General features: G+C 33.0%; 19 protein-coding genes. 6 read left to right on the top strand and 13 right to left on the bottom strand.

The features are described from left to right. Positions 1–71: 71 nt before the first annotated feature. The 7 genes from rpe to RMO53_RS11510 all read right to left on the bottom strand — a co-directional run bounded on the left by rpe (position 72) and on the right by RMO53_RS11510 (position 8,032). Entirely contained in the window at positions 72–734 is a 663-nt protein-coding gene (gene rpe / locus RMO53_RS11480) for a ribulose-phosphate 3-epimerase (RefSeq protein ID WP_310380782.1), read from the bottom strand. A gap of 443 nt (positions 735–1,177) precedes the next feature. Further along, positions 1,178–2,041, bottom strand: a complete 864-nt coding sequence (locus RMO53_RS11485; RefSeq protein WP_194312649.1) for an RNA polymerase sigma factor RpoD/SigA — start codon at positions 2,039–2,041, stop codon at positions 1,178–1,180. Between the two features lie 157 nt (positions 2,042–2,198). Further along, positions 2,199–4,325 (bottom strand): polyribonucleotide nucleotidyltransferase, encoded by a 2,127-nt coding sequence (locus RMO53_RS11490; RefSeq protein WP_310380786.1) that lies wholly within the window; start codon positions 4,323–4,325, stop codon positions 2,199–2,201. Positions 4,326–4,466: 141 nt separating this feature from the next. Further along, on the bottom strand, positions 4,467–4,733 hold the full coding sequence (gene rpsO / locus RMO53_RS11495) for a 30S ribosomal protein S15 (protein ID WP_310380790.1): 267 nt from the start codon (positions 4,731–4,733) through the stop codon (positions 4,467–4,469). Between the two features lie 114 nt (positions 4,734–4,847). Beyond that, the gene (locus tag RMO53_RS11500; RefSeq protein WP_310380791.1) at positions 4,848–6,446 is read right to left on the bottom strand and encodes a hypothetical protein; all 1,599 of its coding nucleotides are present in this window, start codon (positions 6,444–6,446) and stop codon (positions 4,848–4,850) included. A 149-nt stretch (positions 6,447–6,595) separates the two neighbouring features. After that, entirely contained in the window at positions 6,596–7,540 is a 945-nt protein-coding gene (locus tag RMO53_RS11505; RefSeq protein ID WP_310380793.1) for an energy transducer TonB, read from the bottom strand. 36 nt (positions 7,541–7,576) lie between these two features. Next, entirely contained in the window at positions 7,577–8,032 is a 456-nt protein-coding gene (locus tag RMO53_RS11510) for a GAF domain-containing protein (protein ID WP_310380796.1), read from the bottom strand. Positions 8,033–8,105: 73 nt separating this feature from the next. On the opposite strand from RMO53_RS11510, the gene xrtF reads away from it, so the two are divergent. The 6 genes from xrtF to RMO53_RS11540 all read left to right on the top strand — a co-directional run bounded on the left by xrtF (position 8,106) and on the right by RMO53_RS11540 (position 12,841). Further along, complete coding sequence (xrtF, locus tag RMO53_RS11515; protein ID WP_310380798.1) at positions 8,106–8,654, top strand: exosortase family protein XrtF; 549 nt, start codon at positions 8,106–8,108, stop codon at positions 8,652–8,654. Further along, positions 8,629–9,078: an exosortase F system-associated membrane protein gene (locus RMO53_RS11520; protein ID WP_310380801.1), complete on the top strand. Its 450-nt coding sequence runs from the start codon at positions 8,629–8,631 to the stop codon at positions 9,076–9,078. Before xrtF ends, RMO53_RS11520 begins: the two co-directional genes overlap by 26 nt. Before the next feature lie 45 nt (positions 9,079–9,123). Next, positions 9,124–9,525, top strand: a complete 402-nt coding sequence (locus RMO53_RS11525; protein ID WP_310380803.1) for an HYC_CC_PP family protein — start codon at positions 9,124–9,126, stop codon at positions 9,523–9,525. A gap of 74 nt (positions 9,526–9,599) precedes the next feature. Continuing rightward, entirely contained in the window at positions 9,600–11,627 is a 2,028-nt protein-coding gene (locus RMO53_RS11530; RefSeq protein WP_310380806.1) for a TonB-dependent receptor domain-containing protein, read from the top strand. Positions 11,628–11,683: 56 nt separating this feature from the next. Beyond that, complete coding sequence (locus RMO53_RS11535; RefSeq protein ID WP_310380810.1) at positions 11,684–12,028, top strand: cation transporter; 345 nt, start codon at positions 11,684–11,686, stop codon at positions 12,026–12,028. A 132-nt stretch (positions 12,029–12,160) separates the two neighbouring features. Next, a complete protein-coding gene (locus RMO53_RS11540; protein WP_310380812.1) occupies positions 12,161–12,841 on the top strand; it encodes a VTT domain-containing protein in 681 nt (226 codons plus the stop codon). A 90-nt stretch (positions 12,842–12,931) separates the two neighbouring features. Here RMO53_RS11540 and groL read toward each other — a convergent pair whose 3' ends face one another. The 6 genes from groL to RMO53_RS11570 all read right to left on the bottom strand — a co-directional run. After that, positions 12,932–14,560, bottom strand: a complete 1,629-nt coding sequence (gene groL / locus RMO53_RS11545) for a chaperonin GroEL (protein ID WP_310380815.1) — start codon at positions 14,558–14,560, stop codon at positions 12,932–12,934. 136 nt (positions 14,561–14,696) lie between these two features. Next, positions 14,697–14,972 carry a co-chaperone GroES gene (groES, locus tag RMO53_RS11550; protein WP_310380817.1) on the bottom strand — a complete coding sequence of 92 codons (276 nt, stop codon included), beginning with the start codon at positions 14,970–14,972 and terminating at the stop codon, positions 14,697–14,699. Between the two features lie 108 nt (positions 14,973–15,080). Beyond that, positions 15,081–15,422: a preprotein translocase subunit SecG gene (gene secG / locus RMO53_RS11555; protein ID WP_310380820.1), complete on the bottom strand. Its 342-nt coding sequence runs from the start codon at positions 15,420–15,422 to the stop codon at positions 15,081–15,083. Between the two features lie 3 nt (positions 15,423–15,425). Next, positions 15,426–16,274 (bottom strand): tetratricopeptide repeat protein, encoded by an 849-nt coding sequence (locus RMO53_RS11560; RefSeq protein ID WP_310380823.1) that lies wholly within the window; start codon positions 16,272–16,274, stop codon positions 15,426–15,428. Between the two features lie 78 nt (positions 16,275–16,352). Next, positions 16,353–16,856 carry an LptE family protein gene (locus RMO53_RS11565; RefSeq protein ID WP_310380824.1) on the bottom strand — a complete coding sequence of 168 codons (504 nt, stop codon included), beginning with the start codon at positions 16,854–16,856 and terminating at the stop codon, positions 16,353–16,355. A 93-nt stretch (positions 16,857–16,949) separates the two neighbouring features. Next, on the bottom strand, positions 16,950–18,041 hold a 1,092-nt coding region (locus RMO53_RS11570; RefSeq protein WP_310380827.1), incomplete at its 5' end, for a sigma 54-interacting transcriptional regulator.

An 18,041-nucleotide genomic window follows, 5' to 3' on the forward strand; every position in this document is an offset into this window, starting at 1 on the left:
TCGTATTAGGTCAAAAAAAATCCAAAGATTTTGTCTTTGGATTTTTTGTTTCTAAGCTATTTATTAAACCTTTATAAAGCAGTCAACTTCTTTAAATCAGCAATAGTTTTAGTTGGATTTTCTGCTTTGAAAACAAAGTTTCCAGCAACGAGAACATCAGCGCCAGCTTCTACTAATTGTTTGGCATTTTTACTCGTTACGCCACCATCAATTTCGATAATGGTATTGGCTCCTTTAAGTTTGATTAAATCTTTCAATTTTCTAACTTTTGAATACGTGTTTTCAATAAATGATTGCCCTCCAAAACCTGGATTTACACTCATTATGCAAACCATATCAATATCATTGATGACATCTTCTAATAAATCGATACTCGTATGTGGATTTATGGCAACTCCAGCTTTCATGCCTTCGGTTTTAATGGCTTGCAAGGTTCTGTGAAGATGTGGACAAGCTTCATAATGAACCGTAAGGATATTACTTCCTAAATCAGCAAAAGTTTTAATGTATCTATCAGGATCAACGATCATCAAATGTACGTCGATTGTTTTCTTGGCGTGTTTTGTAATCGCTGCCAAAACGGGCATGCCAAACGAAATATTGGGAACAAAAACACCATCCATAATGTCAATATGAAACCAATCGGCTTCACTATTGTTAATCATTTCGATGTCTCGTTGCAAATTGGCAAAATCAGCGGCTAGAACTGAAGGGGCAATAATTGTATTCTTCATTATGTAGTTGAATTGTTTTGGCAAAAGTATAATTTTAACCGCAAAGTTCACAAAGTTTTTCGCAAAGTTCACAAGGTTTATCTTTTAATTTAATGTTTTTTGCGTGAAGGATGGAAGTGAAAATCCTTTTTGATCCCGAAACTTCGGGAGAAAAAAGATTGAAGCGTACAGCCTGACCCGATGATGTGAGGCACGAAGCAATCAAAGGGTCACGCCCTAATAAAAAATGAGATTGCTTCGTGCCTCGCAATGACATAGAAAAATAAAACCTCGGACACCCGAGCGATAGCGAACAGACTGAGGTTTTATTTGCCCTGCAAAAAATAAAACCTCGGTAATCAGCCGAGGTTTCAATCATCAATCAAAAAACGAACAGTTAATCAGACCGTCGTTAAAGTTATTAGCATCAGTTCGAGTTTTCGCTTTTGCGAAAGTATCGAGAACTAGCCTAAATAAGTTTTTAATATTTTACTTCTTGAAGTATGTTTTAATCTTCGGATTGCTTTTTCTTTAATCTGACGAACACGTTCGCGAGTCAGGTCGAAAGTTTCTCCTATTTCTTCTAATGTCATTGGATGTTGATCGCCCAAACCAAAATACAAACGAACCACATCCGCTTCTCTTGGTGTTAATGTTTCTAATGAACGCTCAATTTCAGTACGCAAAGATTCTTGGATTAAGTTTCTGTCAGGATTTGGAGATTCACCAGAACGCAATACGTCGTAAAGATTTGAATCTTCTCCTTCAACAAGTGGCGCATCCATTGAGAGGTGACGACCTGAGTTTTTCATAGATTCTCTTACGTCATTTACGGTCATATCCAATTCTTTGGCAATTTCCTCTGCTGTTGGTGGTCTTTCGTTAGATTGCTCTAACAATGCATACATTTTATTGATTTTATTAATAGAACCAATTTTGTTCAAAGGCAAACGTACGATACGAGATTGCTCTGCCAAGGCTTGCAAAATCGATTGACGAATCCACCAAACTGCATACGAAATGAATTTGAAACCACGGGTTTCATCAAAACGTTGTGCTGCTTTTATCAATCCTAAATTTCCTTCATTAATCAAATCGGGAAGAGTTAGTCCTTGATTTTGGTATTGTTTTGCTACCGAAACTACGAAACGCAAATTGGCTTTTGTCAATTTTTCGAGTGCTGCTTGATCACCGGCTTTTATCTTTTGTGCTAATTCTACCTCTTCATCGGCAGTGATAAGATCCACTTTTCCGATTTCCTGTAAATACTTGTCTAATGATGCAGTTTCACGATTTGTTACCTGCTTGGTGATTTTTAATTGTCTCATTGTAGGTTTGTCCTTTATTATAAGTATACAATTGATTATACGTTTAAAGTTTCAAAAAAGTTACAAAAAACGAAAAATATTTTTAATTAAAAATAAAAACGCCGTTTCAAAGAAATGAAACGACGTTTTATAAATATAAAATCCTAGCTTTTTTTAATTAAGACTCTCTCGGAGGTCTTGGTAATAAAGCTTTTCTAGAAACTTTCTCTTTGCGAGTTTTTGGATCTAAACCTAGGTATTTAATCATGAATACATCACCCATATTGACAACATCGGCAACATTTTCTGTTCTTTCCCATGCTAATTCTGAAACGTGTAACAAAACTTCGTTTCCAGGAACTGCTGTATATTCAACAACTGCTCCAAAATCTAACATTTTAATTACTTTAACTTCATAAGCTTCACCCATTTGTGGTTTGAAAGTAATAGACTCAATTTTCGCTAATACTGCTGCAATTCCAGCAGGATCAGTTCCAAGAATTTCAACAATTCCCATATCGTTCTCCTCGTTGATAACGATAGTACAACCTGTAGCTTTTTGTAATTCTTGAATTACTTTTCCTCCAGGTCCAATTAATGCACCAATGAAGTTACCAGGAATAGTTCTCATGATAATTTTGGGAGCATACGCTTTTACGTCTTCTTTTGGTTGTGCCAAAGTTTCAGTAAGTATATTAAGAATATGCAAACGACCGTCTCTAGCCTGAGCTAAAGCAGCTTCCATAATTTCATATTTCAATCCGTCAATTTTAATATCCATTTGACATGCAGTGATTCCTTCTGAAGTTCCAGTTACCTTGAAATCCATATCTCCCAAGTGATCTTCATCACCAAGAATATCAGATAAAACCGCATAACGATCGCCATCCGTAATCAATCCCATTGCAATTCCAGAAACGGGACGAATCATTTGAATTCCAGCATCCATTAATGATAATGTTCCAGCACAAACGGTTGCCATTGAAGACGAACCGTTCGATTCTAAAACTTCAGAAACAATACGAATGGTATAAGGACAATCAGCAGGAATCATGTTTTTCAACGCTCTTTGAGCCAAGTTTCCGTGACCAACTTCACGACGAGAAGTTCCTCTTAACGGACGCGCTTCTCCTGTAGAAAACGGTGGAAAATTATAATGTAAATAGAATTTTTCTTCTCCTTGTTCAGACGGTGAATCTATTTGGTTTGCTTCTCTAGAGGTTCCTAAAGTAGCTGTAGCCAAAGCTTGAGTTTCTCCACGAGTAAACAATGCCGAACCGTGAACTGATGGTAGATAATCTACTTCACACCAAATTGGGCGAATTTCTGTAGTTTTTCTTCCGTCCAAACGTGTTCCTAAATCTAAAGTTACATTACGAACTGCTTCTTTGTTTACTTTGTAAAAGTATTTAGAAACTAAATCGCCATCTGTAGCCAATTCTTCTTCTGTAAATAAGGCTTTTACTTCTTCTTTTACTTCTGCAAATGCAGCTGTGCGTTCTTGTTTAGCAGAACCTTTACTTGCAATAGCATAAATTTTATCGTAAGCCGCTGCTTTTACTTTTGCTTGAATAGCATCGTCTGTTCTTTCTTGGTCGTAAGTACGAACTTCTTTTTTTCCAAAAGCGGTTTGCAAACGTTCTTGTGCCGCAATTTGGTTTTTGATGTGTTCGTGAGCAAATTTAATTGCTTCTAACATTTCTGCTTCTGAAATTTCTTTCATTTCGCCTTCTACCATTGCGATAGAATCAGTCGAAGCGCCAATCATCATATCAATATCTGATAATTCTAATTGAGCGCGAGATGGATTGATGATAAATTTTCCGTCAATTCTTCCTACTCTAGCTTCAGAAATTAAAGTTTCAAAAGGGATATCAGACAAAGCTAGTGCTGCCGAAGCGGCTAATCCTGCTAATGCATCTGGCATTACGTCATCATCATGAGACATTAACTGAATCATAACCTGAACTTCTGCATGATAATCACTTGGGAAAAGCGGACGTAAAACACGGTCAACTAATCTCATTGTTAATACTTCGTTGTCGCTTGGACGTGCTTCTCTCTTGAAGAAACCACCAGGAAAACGACCTGCTGCCGCAAATTTTTCGCGATAATCTACCGTTAGAGGTAAAAAATCAATACCTGGACTTGCTTTTCTTGACGAAACTACTGTTCCTAAAATAACAGTATTTCCAATTCTTACTACTACAGATCCATCAGCTTGTTTAGCCAAACGTCCTGTCTCGATTGTGATGTTTCTTCCATCACCTAAATCGATACTTTCTACAAATAATTGTGGAATCATAAATTTTTAATTATAAATGTTAAACATGGGAGTTAGTTGTGTTGTTGTTGCGTAGTTAATGCCTAAAACCCAATGAAAAACCAAACTTTTTCTGCAATATGTATAAAAAAAAGAGGCACTTGCGCACCTCTTTTTAATTGATTATTTTCTAATATTCAATAATTTGATTATCTCACGATATCTGTTGATTTCTGTCTTTTTCAAGTAATCTAACAATGATCTTCTTTTACCTACTAACAATACTAATGAACGCTCTGTGTTGTAATCATGACGATTTTTTTTCAAGTGCTCAGTAAGGTGAGAAATTCTGAAAGTGAATAAAGCGATTTGTGCTTCTGACTTTCCTGTGTTTGTTACTTCTCCGTGTTTAGCGAAGATTTCTTCTTTAACTTCTTTTGTTAAATACATGCTAATATTATTTAAATGATTTTTATGTATGAATTAAGTTTTTCCTAATTCGTGTGCAAAGGTACATAGTATTCTTGTAAAAACAATATTTCTTTAATAAATGAAGCCAACTATTTAAATTGAAACTCTTAATAACTGTTTTTTCTTTCCATCTCTGCCTAAAAAATATATGCTATTATCAACTTGAATACCTTGTCCTACTAAAAAAGGCATTTCATTTTGCTTATTATCTAAAATTTCAATAAAATCAAAATTCCCATTCTCGTCAAAACGAATCATATTAATATTGGAGCTATTTTTAGAAGTATCTTTGAATTCTATTCTATCGTTGCTTATCTTTTTTGGCTTTTCAGATGCGTTGACGAACAGATAATTATTCTTGCCTACAGAAGCAGAAGTGAAAGAATAAAAAAATTGAGATTGACCTTGTCCAGTTGTTGATTGTTTTTTATTAATATTTCTTGCCCAAACTAAACCATCTTCGGCATTTATTTTAGTCGAAACAATATCATTAAAATGAAAAATCGGATAGGAATACATTCCGCCAGTTCCAGTAGACGATGTTACAATTTGTACAAAACGCTCTTCGGCATTAATAATAATTTCGTTGTCCGTTGAAATTTTAAAATCGTTGATTTCCAAATTTCGCAATTCTTTATCTTTTATCTTACCGTATTTATCCGTAAGAAATTGACTTGTAAAAGGATTAAAACTTGATTTATTTATCGATAAACCATTTACGTTGATATCATAAACCACAATTCCTTTATATCTAAAGTCGTTTTTTTCAGAATAAAAACCAACACATTTCAAAAAGCTCTCATTAGTAAGTAGGGTTAAACTTTGGCAATACTGCAGCTTAGTATCAATATTTAAATTTTTCTCAGTTGTAGATGTGATTTCAGATAAAACAAACTCATACTTTCCGCCTTTCTTCTTGTCTTTTGAGTTTTCGTTTTTAACTTTTGATAATAAATAAATCGAATTACCATCGGGAGACAGATCGAAGTCATCGAATGTGAAGTTTCTGTTTTTGACCTTAGTGTCAAAATCGTGTTCTAATTTCTTTTCTAAAGAACTAGAAAAAGTATACATTTTGAATTTCTCACTTTTTTTATCTTTAATTTTAATAGATACCGCAAATGCGCTTTTTTTGTTATTTATCATCATTTTTGCGTAATTCTCGTATAAGTCTTTGTTGCCTCCAAGTCCAAATAATGAACCATAGGCTTTCAAAACCATCTTTCCATTACTTTCAAAATTTTCCTCACCATCAAAAGAAAATAATTCCTTTTCAATGAAATTTGGTGTATTTGCTGAAAAAGTTTTCGCAGTGCACACAAATTTTTTGTTGTTATTATTGTAAAAATAATCGATAATATTAACTTTATCATCCTTTGTTATAACACCCAAAACCAAATATCGTCTTATTTCCTTTGGTCTATCTTCGATATCATATTCCTTTTGATTCACTAAATTTAAATTTTTATCGTAAGTTTCGATCGTATAAATTTTTTCTTGTTGAAATTTACTGAGCTGTATTCTGATTACAATAACTCCTCCTTTTCCATCGCTATTAATGGACTGAATTGAGGAATTTTTATACTCATCTTTAAAAATTATACTTTTGGTGATTTTAGGAAGTGGGATTTCTTGAGAAAATCCTTTAAAGCAAATTAGGAGAACAATGATAATTTTGATGTAATTTTTCACGATTTAGATTTAATTTTGTTTGGTATTTATTTTAGGTGAATTTTAAATTTGTATTTTATAAAAAAACTATTGTTTATATAACACACTTTTTTAGTACGGGCGAAAAGCTAGAAAATAATTGTAAATAGTGAATTATGAATTATATTTTTTTAATTAGCACTTTGAATTGAAATAGGTAAAGTGAATGCACAGCTTACTTTTATACCTCTAATCTCACCAGGAGCAAAATCTTTATAAGTGGTTACCACTTTAATGGCTTCTTCATCAGTACCATATCCTATGCTTTTTAGAATTTTAGGCTTTATAATTGAACCGTTTTTATCTATTGTAAACCCAATAATAATTTTTCCTTGTAATCCTTTTATATCAGGTGTTCTGAAATTTTTACCTACGTGTTTATAAAAATCTGTATAACCTTTTTTTGGCTCTGGCCTTACTTCTACCATTTTATAAGTCCGTGAAACTTTATTTGAATCCACACTAACGCCTGAAAATAATTTTTGATTTTCATAAATTTCGCTAAATGTATATCCTATTTTTTTGTCGTACCCTTCCCAATTACCATCTTTAAAACCATTTTTGACTTTTCCAGAGGCAAAGAAAAATTCTGAAATCTCTTCTAAATCTCCATTGCCGTCAAGTACTGTTTGGACATTTTTCGAATTCCAAAATTGAAAGACTTTTAATACACCCACAAATGTTTTTTCATTTTCAATGTATTCTCCTTCTAATTTTTTATTGCCGTTTTCGTACCATTCCGAATTTTTTCCAATCGGACGAGATTTTAGATAATTGGTGACTGCTTTTTTATTTCCATTTTCATAATAAAAAACAAACTCACCTTCTTTTGAATTAGCATCTTTTGTTTTTGATGTTCCTTCCATTTGTAATACACCAGATTTGTAGTAATCTTTGATCAAGTAAAAATCTTTATCAGAATAAAAATCTTTGATTATTCTATAATATTTGTAATTTTCTGAAGTGGTTTCATTGCTGGTAGAATCTAAATATATCTTCCTGTCAATGGCAGAAGTTTGAGAAAAACAGAGTTTTGGAATAAAAAGAAATAAAATAGCAAACAGAATTGATTTCATAAAATCAGGATAAATTAGCAAGCGAATGTAATAATATTAATACAATTTCGCAACTTCACTATTTACAAACTCTAAAAACCTTTCGTCAGCCACTGTAAAAGGATTTAGGACGTGGCTGTCAATATCGATTTGTCCAATATTCTCCCCGTTTACAAACAAAGGCACCACAATTTCTGATTTAACAGTAAAACTACACGCAATATAATTGTCCTGAGCAGCAACATCTGGCACAACAAAATTCTGGTTTGAAACCGCCACTTGTCCGCAAATGCCTTTTCCAAAAGGAATAACAGTATGATCAGTTGCTGCACCAACATAAGGTCCAAGATGTAAAGTTTTGGTTTCTTGATTTGCAAAGTAAAACCCAACCCATGTGTAATAGGATATATTTTGCTCTAATAATTCACAAATTTTAAGTAATTTTTCATCTCTTGAAAAGGATGTATTGGAGATTATTTGGGTTACTTTTGGTTTTAATTCTTCGAAAGTCATTATCGTATTTTTTTTGTAAAAGTATTTAAATGAGTCTGTTTATTTTTATATAAATTTGTTAAAAATTAAGATTTTGAAAAAATATTTTATTGAGTACAAACCCTTTTTATTATTTATTGGAACTTTTTTCTTGGTATATGTTTTGTTAATGGTACTTTATCAGTTTTATCTCAATAGTTTTGGAGACTTAAAAATTGATTCAATAACAAAATTAGTTGCCAGAAATACGGCCTCAATATTGCAATTATTTTCCGAAGGCACTATTCAAGAAGACAAAGCAATACCCTACATCAAATTGTTTTATAAGCAAAAATATGTTGCCCGAATTATTGAAGGCTGCAATGCGATGAGTGTGATTATTTTATTTATTTCGTTTGTAGTTGCATTTTCAGGAAAATTTAAGACTACTCTGTTATTCATACTTTGTGGAAGTGCAATAATTTATTTTTTAAATGTATTAAGGATTGCGCTTTTAGCCGTTGCCTTGTATCATTTTAAAGAGCTTCAACACATTCTTCACGGAGTTATTTTTCCTTTGGTTATTTATGGAGTTGTATTTATTTTGTGGGTAGTCTGGGTCAATAAATTTTCAAAATATGCTACAAAAACTATTAAATCATAAGGTTAAGATAGTATTAGTATTGCTGTTTGTTCTCTTGTTAGCTTTGATTAGAGCTTATGAAGACACCTTGTTTTATGATCCTTTCTTAAATTATTTCAAATCAGATTTTAACTCTTTGCCTTTGCCCGAATATAACTCTGTAGAGTTATTTTTTGGACTTTTGTTGCGTTATTTAGTAAACACACTATTTTCATTAGGAATTATTTATGTGCTTTTTAAAGATATTTCAATGGTTAAATTTGCCTCAATTCTATATGTTATTTTCTTTTTGGGCTTAATTATAGCTTTCTTTTTGACCATTTATATTTACCAGGAACAAAATAATTTATTGCTTTTCTACATTCGTCGGTTTCTAATCCAGCCTATTTTTTTATTATTGTTTTTGCCAGGCTTTTATTTCCAGAAACAAATTTCTAAAAATTAAGAAGTTATTGTGACTTTAAACCAATAGATTAACTAATTTTGTATTATGAAATTTAAAAAACACATTAGTTTATTTTTAGCTTTTTTCCTGTTGGTTTCCAATACAGGGTTGGCTTTTAATGTGCATTATTGTGGTGACAAAATCGCTTCGGTTTCATTGAAATCTAATTTTTCACCCCCAAAAACTGAAGAAAATTGTTGTGGAATTGATGAAAAAGAAAACTCTTGTTGTAAAGATAAGGTTGTTAATTTTCAAAAAAAATCAGATAATTTCATAGAAAAAGGTTTTTCTTTTCAGGCAGTTGCATCTTTTGTGTTTCAAGAATGGAATTCCTTTGTTACAACTGCATTTCAACAATTTAGCAGCGACAAAATCACAACTTATTTTTGTGATGCAAATGCACCGCCTCTTTTTAAATTATATTCCCAATACATTTTTTACGCTTGATTTTTAATGTTTAATAAAAGTTAAATCGCCTATGCGGTTTAAAATTTCATTTTATAAAACATTAAATTTTAATTATGCAAAAACACATTTCAATACTTTTAATATTGTTGTCGTGTACTTTTTTTACGTATTCACAGGACACTATACAAAAAGTCAAATTAGAGGAAGTTAAAGTGCAGTCTAAACGCAAAGGATTGCAAAAATCATATTCGGTTACGGCAAACACAACAATAATTACGAGCAAGGAATTACTCAAAGCAGCGTGTTGTAATCTCGCCGAAAGTTTCGAGACCAATCCATCAATCGATGTTAATTTTTCGGATGCTTTGACAGGAACAAAACAAATCAAAATGTTAGGACTTACTAGTCCGTATTTGATGATTACCGAAGAAAATATTCCGTCGGTTCGTGGCGCATCTCAAGCTTATGGATTGTCATTTACGCCCGGAACTTGGGTAGAAAGCATTCAAATCACAAAAGGCGCAGGAAGTGTCGTAAATGGTTACGAAAGTATTTCTGGACAAATAAACACCGAATTATTGAAACCCATTAGCGACATTCCTTTTTTTCTAAATGCCTACAGTTCTTCGGATTCTCGGTTTGAATTAAACACTCATTTCAACAAGAGAATTTCAGATAAATGGGCTTCAAGCTTGTTTGTTCATGGCAATACTCGTATTTCAAAAAAAGACATGAACGACGATGGATTTCTTGATAATCCACTAGCCAAACAAATTAATATTTTGAATAGATATCAATATTATAATGCTGATAAAGGATTGGTTAGCTTTGTCAATTTCAGATATATGAATGATAAAAAGCAAACAGGTGAAATTGATTTTGATCCAAACAAAGACAAAGGCACGACTAACTTTTGGGGTTCTGAAATTAATACGGAGCGCTTTGATGTTTCTACAAAAATAGGTTATGTTTTTAAGGATATGCCATATCAAAGTATTGGTTTTCAAAATGCATTTAACAGCCACAATCAAAACTCCTATTTTGGTTTAAATCAATACAACATAAAACAAAGCAGCTATTACTCGAACCTGATTTTCAATTCAATTATTGATAATACCATGCATAAATTTGCTACGGGTTTGAATTTCACTTACGATAAATATCAAGAGTTTGTCAATGTGAATGATTATAGTAGGATTGATAATTCAGTCGGTGCTTTTTTTGAATACACCTATGATAATGATGATGATTTCAGTGTGATTCTCGGAGGAAGAATGGACAATCACAATCGATTGGGCACTTTTTTTACACCTCGATTACACCTTCGATACAACCCTTGGGAACAATCTGTTTTACGTTTTTCGGCTGGGAGAGGAAAACGTGCAGCTAATATTTTTGCCGAAAATCAGCAGCTTTTTGCAAGTTCTAGAACGTTGAACATTTTTGATACAAACGGGAAAATATATGGCTTAAACCCTGAAATTGCATGGAATTATGGTTTAAGTTTTAATCAAAAATTTCTTATTTTAGGAAAAAAAGCGGATGTTGGTTTTGATTTCTATAGAACTGATTTTCAGAATCAAGCAGTTGTAGATCTAATGCAATCGCCGCAACAAGTATTGTTTTATAATTTAAAAGGTATTTCGTATGCTAATAGTTTACAAGTAGAGTTTAATTATGAATTTTTCACCCATTTTAATTTGCGTTCTGCTTATAAATACTATGACATTCAAACGGATTATCTATCAGGTAAATTCCAACGACCATTGCAAGCAAAGCATCGATTTTTTGGTAATTTAGAATACGAAACACATATTGTTGATAAAGGAAAACAATGGAAATTTGATTACACTTTCAATTGGATTGGAAAACAGCAGTTGCCAAATACTGCCACAAATCCTATTAATGATAGATTACGGGGGTATTCCAATTCGTTTTCTTTGATGAATGCACAAATCACTAGAACTTTCTCATCTACTTTTGAAATGTATCTTGGTGGTGAGAATATTGGAAATTACACGCAACAAAAAGCAATTCTAGGAAGTGATAATCCTTTTGGAGCGACTTTTGATGCTTCAATTGTTTATGCACCAATTTTCGGCCAAATGTATTATGCAGGATTACGATTTAAAATAAAATAAGGCAATTTAATTTGCAATCCCGAAACGTCGGGACAATAACAATAAAAATAATAATTATGAAAAATGTATTTTTAGGAATGGTGTTACTTATTGTAACACTTTCAGCACAAGCACAAGCAAAAAAGAATAAAAACGCCAAACACACCATTGAAGTCAATGGAAATTGTGAGCAATGTCAAAAACGAATTCAGAAAGCAGCTTTTTCAGTCAATGGTGTAAAAACTGCAAATTGGAACATAGAAACGCATCAATTGAGTTTGTTACTGAATGAAGAAAAAACAGATTTATTGTCTGTAAAAAAAGCTGTCGCAAAAGTAGGACATGACACTGATTTAGTAAAAGCAACAGATAATGTTTATGAAAATTTGCACTTTTGTTGTAAATATGAAAGGAAAGAATAATAAATTCTGCAAATGTTATTTATTTATTAAATGCCACAAAATTTTATGATGTACCAGAAATTATAGTTATTTTCACACCCAAGACATAAAGTCAAACGACAAAAAATCTAAAAATTAACTTTAATTTTTTATATGAATAATTTTGATTGGACACAGTTATTGAACCCAGAGTTTTATATAACATTAAAAATTGGTGGAATTCAATTTGGCTTGTACATTGTTTTATTTATAATTTTTGCCGAAACTGGGCTTTTTGCTGGTTTTTTTCTCCCTGGAGACAGTTTGCTGTTTTTAGCCGGAATTTACAGTCGTGATTTAATCCAAAACGTTTTGTTTATTGAAAGCGATTTTATAAACGTTACTTTGCTCTCTTTGTTAATTGCTATCGCAGGGATTTTTGGTAACATGGCGGGTTATTGGTTTGGACAAAAAGGGGGTTATTATTTATTTAAAAAAGAAGATACCTTCTGGTTTAAGAAAAAATATTTATTACAGTCAAAAGATTTTTTTGAAAAATATGGCGGAAAGGCTATAATTTTCGCACGTTTCCTTCCGCTTTTTAGAACATTTGCTCCTATTGTAGCAGGAATTGTATCCATGGATAAAAAGAAATTTATGTTCTATAATATTTTAAGCTCCTTTCTTTGGTCTTTTATTTTGGTTTTTTCCGGACATTACTTATATGGTGTCTTTTTAAAACAAGGAATTGATTTAAAAGAACACATTGAATTTATTGTTATTGGGATAATACTAATCTCAACCATTCCAGTTTTTCTTAAATTATTAAAAAAACGACCAGCTGATAAAGTCTAATAAATCAAAAATCCGTCTTGTTTACAGAACAAGACGGATTTTTATTTACCCAATTTGAGATTTGGAATTTATTTTTTGGAATTTTAACCTTTACATCATGCCTGGCATTCCACCACCCATTTGATGTCCGCCATTACTTTCCTCTTTAATATCGACTAAAGCACATTCAGTAGTAAGAATCATTCCTGCAACTGATGCTGCATTTTCAAGCGCTACACGTGTTACTTTTTTAGGATCAATAATTCCAGCTTTTAGCATATCAACATATTCGTCAGTTTTGGCATTGTAACCAAAATCACCTTTTCCTTCGGCTACTTTTGCTACAACAACAGATCCTTCCAAACCGGCATTTTCTACAATAGTTCGCAACGGAGATTCTACGGCACGAAATATAATTTGTATTCCAGTTGCTTCATCAGCATTGTCTGCTTTGATTGATGTTAGAGCTGATTTTGCGCGTAATAACGCAACTCCTCCACCAGCAACAATTCCTTCTTCGACAGCGGCGCGAGTGGCATGAAGCGCATCGTCAACTCTGTCTTTTTTCTCTTTCATCTCCACTTCAGAAGCAGCACCAACATAAAGAACGGCAACTCCACCAGCTAATTTAGCCAAGCGTTCTTGCAATTTTTCTTTGTCATAATCAGAAGTCGTAGCTTCCATTTGACCTTTGATTTGGTTCACTCTATTTTTAATCATATCCGCTTCGCCAGCACCACTTACAATTGTAGTGTTGTCTTTATCGATTGTCACTCTTTTTGCAGTGCCTAACATTTCGATAGTGGTGTTTTCAAGTGTGAATCCTCTTTCCTCTGAAATTACTGTTCCGCCAGTTAAAATAGCGATGTCTTCTAGCATGGCTTTTCTTCGGTCTCCAAAACCAGGAGCTTTTACAGCAGCTATTTTTAATGCACCACGTAATTTATTAACAACCAGTGTTGATAATGCTTCACCATCAACATCTTCGGCGATTATCAACAAGGGTTTTCCTGATTGTGCTATTGGTTCAAGTACGGGAAGCAATTCTTTTAATGAAGAAACTTTTTTGTCGTATAATAGAATGTATGGACTTTCGAGTTCTACTTCCATTTTTTCAGGATTGGTAACAAAGTATGGAGAAAGATAACCTCTGTCAAACTGCATTCCTTCCACAACATCTACATAAGTATCAGTTCCTTTTGCTTCTTCCACAGTAATAACTCCTTCTTTTCCAACTTTTGCAAAAGCATTAGCGATTAATTCACCAATTACTTCGTCATTATTTGCAGAGATGGAGGCAATTTGTTTAATTTTTTCGGAATCGCTACCAACAACTTTGGCTTGTTTAGCCAAGTCAGCAACAATAGCTTCTACTGCTTTGTCGATACCGCGTTTCAAATCCATTGGGTTGGCTCCAGCAGCCACGTTTTTCAATCCTTCTTTTACGATGGCTTGCGCCAAAACTGTAGCAGTTGTAGTTCCATCACCAGCCAAGTCATTAGTTTTTGACGCTACTTCTTTTACCATTTGAGCGCCCATGTTTTCTAATGGATCTTTCAATTCTATTTCTTTTGCAACCGTAACTCCATCTTTAGTAACAGTTGGTCCACCAAAAGATTTTCCTATAATTACATTACGACCTTTTGGTCCAAGAGTTACTTTTACTGCATTTGCTAGTGCATCAACACCACGTTTTAATCCGTCACGTGCTTCAATATCAAATTTTATATCTTTTGCCATTTTTGTTGTAATTGCGAGGTACGAAGCAATCGCATCCTCATTATTAGTTTAATTTGTTTAAAGTTTGCTTCGCCAGTTAGAGCAAAGCTCTCAAGTCAAGCTGTCTTGATACTTAATTCTTCGGACTTAATACTATTTAGATAATTGCAAGAATATCATCTTCACGCATAATCAAATAATCTTTTCCTTCTAGTTTTAATTCTGTTCCAGCGTATTTTCCGTAAAGTACTGAATCACCTATTTTCACAGTCATTGTATGGTCTTTTGTTCCGTTCCCAACAGCAACAACAGTTCCTTTTTGTGGTTTTTCCTTTGCGGTATCAGGAATAAAAATTCCAGAAGCCGTTTTTGTTTCAGCAGCAACTGGTTCAACAAGTACTCGGTCTGAAAGTGGTTTTATGTTTAAAGCCATAGTTTGTAATTTTTAAATTTTTGTTGTGCAAAAGTAATTAAAAATTGACGTTTTTGCACAAAAAAAGCGTTAACAAAATGCTAACGCTCTTAATTTAATTAAGTAAAATTATTTTTTCACTGGTTCCTTTACTGGAGCAGGTATTGTTGATGCTGGAGTTTCTGTTTTTGGTGCAACAGCTTCCGTTTTTTCTATAATTTTAGAATCGGTATCGCTTAGTGATCCTCCAAAACTTAAACTGGAAAGTAATATCAATAGAATTAATATTGCGGACAATGTCCAAGTACTTTTGTCTAAAAAGTCAGTTGTTTTTTGTACACCGCCTATTTGAGTCGATCCACCAAGAGTTGAAGAAAGTCCACCACCTTTTGGGTTTTGAACCATTATTACTACGATAAGTAGGAAACAAACTATTGTTATTAGTACTAAAAAAATTGAAAATGTGCTCATTGTTTAATTATTATTTTGTTGTAAAATTTTAATATCCGAAATACGGTCTGCAAAGAAACTACTTTTTTCTGGATATTTCAAAATTAATATTTCATAGGCTTGAATTGCTCTTTGGTATTTTTTTTGTTCGAGATATACTCTTGCAAGTGTTTCGGTCATTAAATAAGTGTGGTCTGTTTTATTGTTTTCAAATACTAAATTCGATGTGCTTTCTTGTTTTAAAGCTGAAATTTTTGGGCTAGCTTCAATAAATTTATCTATTAAATCCAATTTTTTCTTTTTTTTCTCATCAAATTTAGAAACGGTGTCATCGCCATTTTCAGCCGTTCTATTTATGGGTTGTGTTCTAGAAAGTTGAAGCCATTCTTGGAACGAATGTTTCTCGGTTAGGGAGAAATCTAGTGGTTTTCCAATTTCAAGATTTTCCTCGGCTGTTTTTGAGTTTTCAATTTGATTTATTTGCTCCGATTCCTTTATAGATGTTATAATCGATTCTTCAATGGTATTTATTTTTGGCTCAAGTTTTATTTCGGACTCTATAATTTCACTGTCTACGACACGAATATCTAAAAGCTCTAGTATTTTTTTATCATACAATCCCTTTTGGATGGCTGTAAAAGTATCCGAAGTTATAAAATCAAACAAAACGGTTCTATCAGTTGTATGTGCAGCAGTTACTTTTAAGGCATAATTGTATTTAAAACTGTTTTGATTGTAAAGCCCTTTTAATCGTAATGCTCTGGCACTCTGAAAATAAGGAAATTCATCCAAGACTTGACCCAAAGCCTCGGTTTGTTTCTCCTGTATAGCATCAGGTTTGTTTAGTAAATAAGTATAATCGGTTACGTTCATGAAGGTTATTCGTTTATGTGTTATTCGTTTATTTGTGTTTCGATTTACCGAATTATCAAATTCCCGAACCAACAATAATTACCATTTTGCAAGAGATTCATTAAATATATCTTGTGTGATTCTTTCAAAAATCTCTTTTATGGCAGCATTTAATGTAGATCCTGTGAGCTGTTGTTCTGCGGGATAATCATAATAGAAATCAAAAGGTTTTTCAAAATCATCGGTTTCTTTATTTTTATTGGTAAATCGCACATTTATACGAATTGTCAATCTATTTTGTGAAGCTCTTTGATCTGCAGTTGCTGTCATTGGACTAATTCTGTACCCTGTAATTTCACCTTCGTAAGTTAAATCTGCGCCACTTTTAACTAGATTTAAATTGGTTTGGTTCAGAATTAAATCTTGTAATTCAAGTGTAAATGTCCTGTCTAGACCAGGCTCAATTAACTCGGCATTATTTTGAAAATAATTCACTTGAAAGGTTTTAGCATCGATTTTTCCTGTTCCTGTAAAGTTGTAAACAGAACAACTGTTGATGCTGAAAGCGAAAATTGTAAGAAGTATGTATTTTGTGTATTTCATTTTCTGTATAAATAGGCTTCGCTAATTCGCTAATGCTCGTGTCAAAGATATATTTTTCAATTGTGAATTTTCAATTTTTAATTATCAATTAGACTACAAATCAAATTGTTTAATTTTTCGATACAAGGTTCTTTCGGAAATCCCCAATTCATCGGCTGCGGCTTTGCGTTTTCCTTTGTTTTTTTCTAAAGATTTTTTGATCATTTCGATTTCTTTTTGCTCTAAACGTAACACTTCCTCCTCTTCTTCAGCGGTTTCTTCAAAAAGATAATTATCTTCCTCTTCCTGAAAAATTTCTTCTTCATTCGGGTTTGAATAAATTGGATTTCTTGGTTCTTCTTCAAACGAAATTTCACTTTCGGTTTCCTTGGAGCCGTATATTTTTTGAATCAGATTGGTATTGATTTCTTGTACTTTTGCAGAGCCATTTTTCATTAATTCCAAAGTTAATTTTTTCAAATCGTGCAAATCACTTTTCATGTCAAAAAGTACTTTGTAGAGAATATCACGCTCGGTTGAGAAATCACTTTCGGATTTTTTATCTTTAATTACAGAGGGTAAATTGCTGCCTTCGGTTGGCAAATACGATTGCAAAGTCATTGCCGAAATATCGCGGTTGGTTTCTAATACTGAAATCTGCTCGGCCACATTTCTAAGCTGTCTAATGTTACCACTCCAACGAAATTTTTGCAATATCAAAACCGCATTGTCGTCTAATTTCAATGGTGGCATTTTGTATTTGTGAGCAAAATCTGAGGCGAATTTTCTGAACAACAAATGAATGTCTTCTTTTCTATCTCGCAATGGAGGTAATGTAATATCAACAGTGCTTAGTCTATAATATAAATCTTCCCGAAATTTTCCTTTTTCGATAGCATCAAATAAATTTACATTAGTTGCTGCAACGATTCTTACATTTGTTTTTTGAACTTGCGACGATCCCACTTTTATAAACTCTCCGTTTTCAAGAACACGAAGCAAACGTACTTGGGTAGTTAACGGTAATTCACCCACTTCATCTAGGAAAATGGTGCCGCCATCAGCAACTTCAAAATAACCTTCTCGTGTAGATGTTGCGCCTGTAAAAGCGCCTTTTTCATGTCCAAAAAGTTCACTGTCTATTGTTCCTTCGGGAATGGCGCCACAGTTTACTGCAATGTATTTCCCGTGTTTTCGGTGCGAAAG

Origin of the sequence: Flavobacterium sp. (assembly GCF_031409475.1) — a bacterium.
Lineage (GTDB): Bacteria > Bacteroidota > Bacteroidia > Flavobacteriales > Flavobacteriaceae > Flavobacterium.

Bases quoted from the DNA above. Each gene is read 5' to 3' on its own strand.
- RMO53_RS11485 (WP_194312649.1), bottom strand. From the start codon at position 2,041: ATGAGACAATTAAAAATCACCAAGCAGGTAACAAATCGTGAAACTGCA.
- groL (WP_310380815.1), bottom strand. From the start codon at position 14,560: ATGGCAAAAGATATAAAATTTGATATTGAAGCACGTGACGGATTAAAA.
- RMO53_RS11530 (WP_310380806.1), top strand. From the start codon at position 9,600: ATGCAAAAACACATTTCAATACTTTTAATATTGTTGTCGTGTACTTTT.
- RMO53_RS11560 (WP_310380823.1), bottom strand. From the start codon at position 16,274: ATGAACGTAACCGATTATACTTATTTACTAAACAAACCTGATGCTATA.
- RMO53_RS11490 (WP_310380786.1), bottom strand. From the start codon at position 4,325: ATGATTCCACAATTATTTGTAGAAAGTATCGATTTAGGTGATGGAAGA.
- RMO53_RS11525 (WP_310380803.1), top strand. From the start codon at position 9,124: ATGAAATTTAAAAAACACATTAGTTTATTTTTAGCTTTTTTCCTGTTG.
- groES (WP_310380817.1), bottom strand. From the start codon at position 14,972: ATGGCTTTAAACATAAAACCACTTTCAGACCGAGTACTTGTTGAACCA.
- RMO53_RS11520 (WP_310380801.1), top strand. From the start codon at position 8,629: ATGCTACAAAAACTATTAAATCATAAGGTTAAGATAGTATTAGTATTG.
- rpe (WP_310380782.1), bottom strand. From the start codon at position 734: ATGAAGAATACAATTATTGCCCCTTCAGTTCTAGCCGCTGATTTTGCC.
- RMO53_RS11540 (WP_310380812.1), top strand. From the start codon at position 12,161: ATGAATAATTTTGATTGGACACAGTTATTGAACCCAGAGTTTTATATA.
- RMO53_RS11565 (WP_310380824.1), bottom strand. From the start codon at position 16,856: ATGAAATACACAAAATACATACTTCTTACAATTTTCGCTTTCAGCATC.
- RMO53_RS11505 (WP_310380793.1), bottom strand. From the start codon at position 7,540: ATGAAATCAATTCTGTTTGCTATTTTATTTCTTTTTATTCCAAAACTC.
- RMO53_RS11535 (WP_310380810.1), top strand. From the start codon at position 11,684: ATGAAAAATGTATTTTTAGGAATGGTGTTACTTATTGTAACACTTTCA.
- RMO53_RS11510 (WP_310380796.1), bottom strand. From the start codon at position 8,032: ATGACTTTCGAAGAATTAAAACCAAAAGTAACCCAAATAATCTCCAAT.
- rpsO (WP_310380790.1), bottom strand. From the start codon at position 4,733: ATGTATTTAACAAAAGAAGTTAAAGAAGAAATCTTCGCTAAACACGGA.
- secG (WP_310380820.1), bottom strand. From the start codon at position 15,422: ATGAGCACATTTTCAATTTTTTTAGTACTAATAACAATAGTTTGTTTC.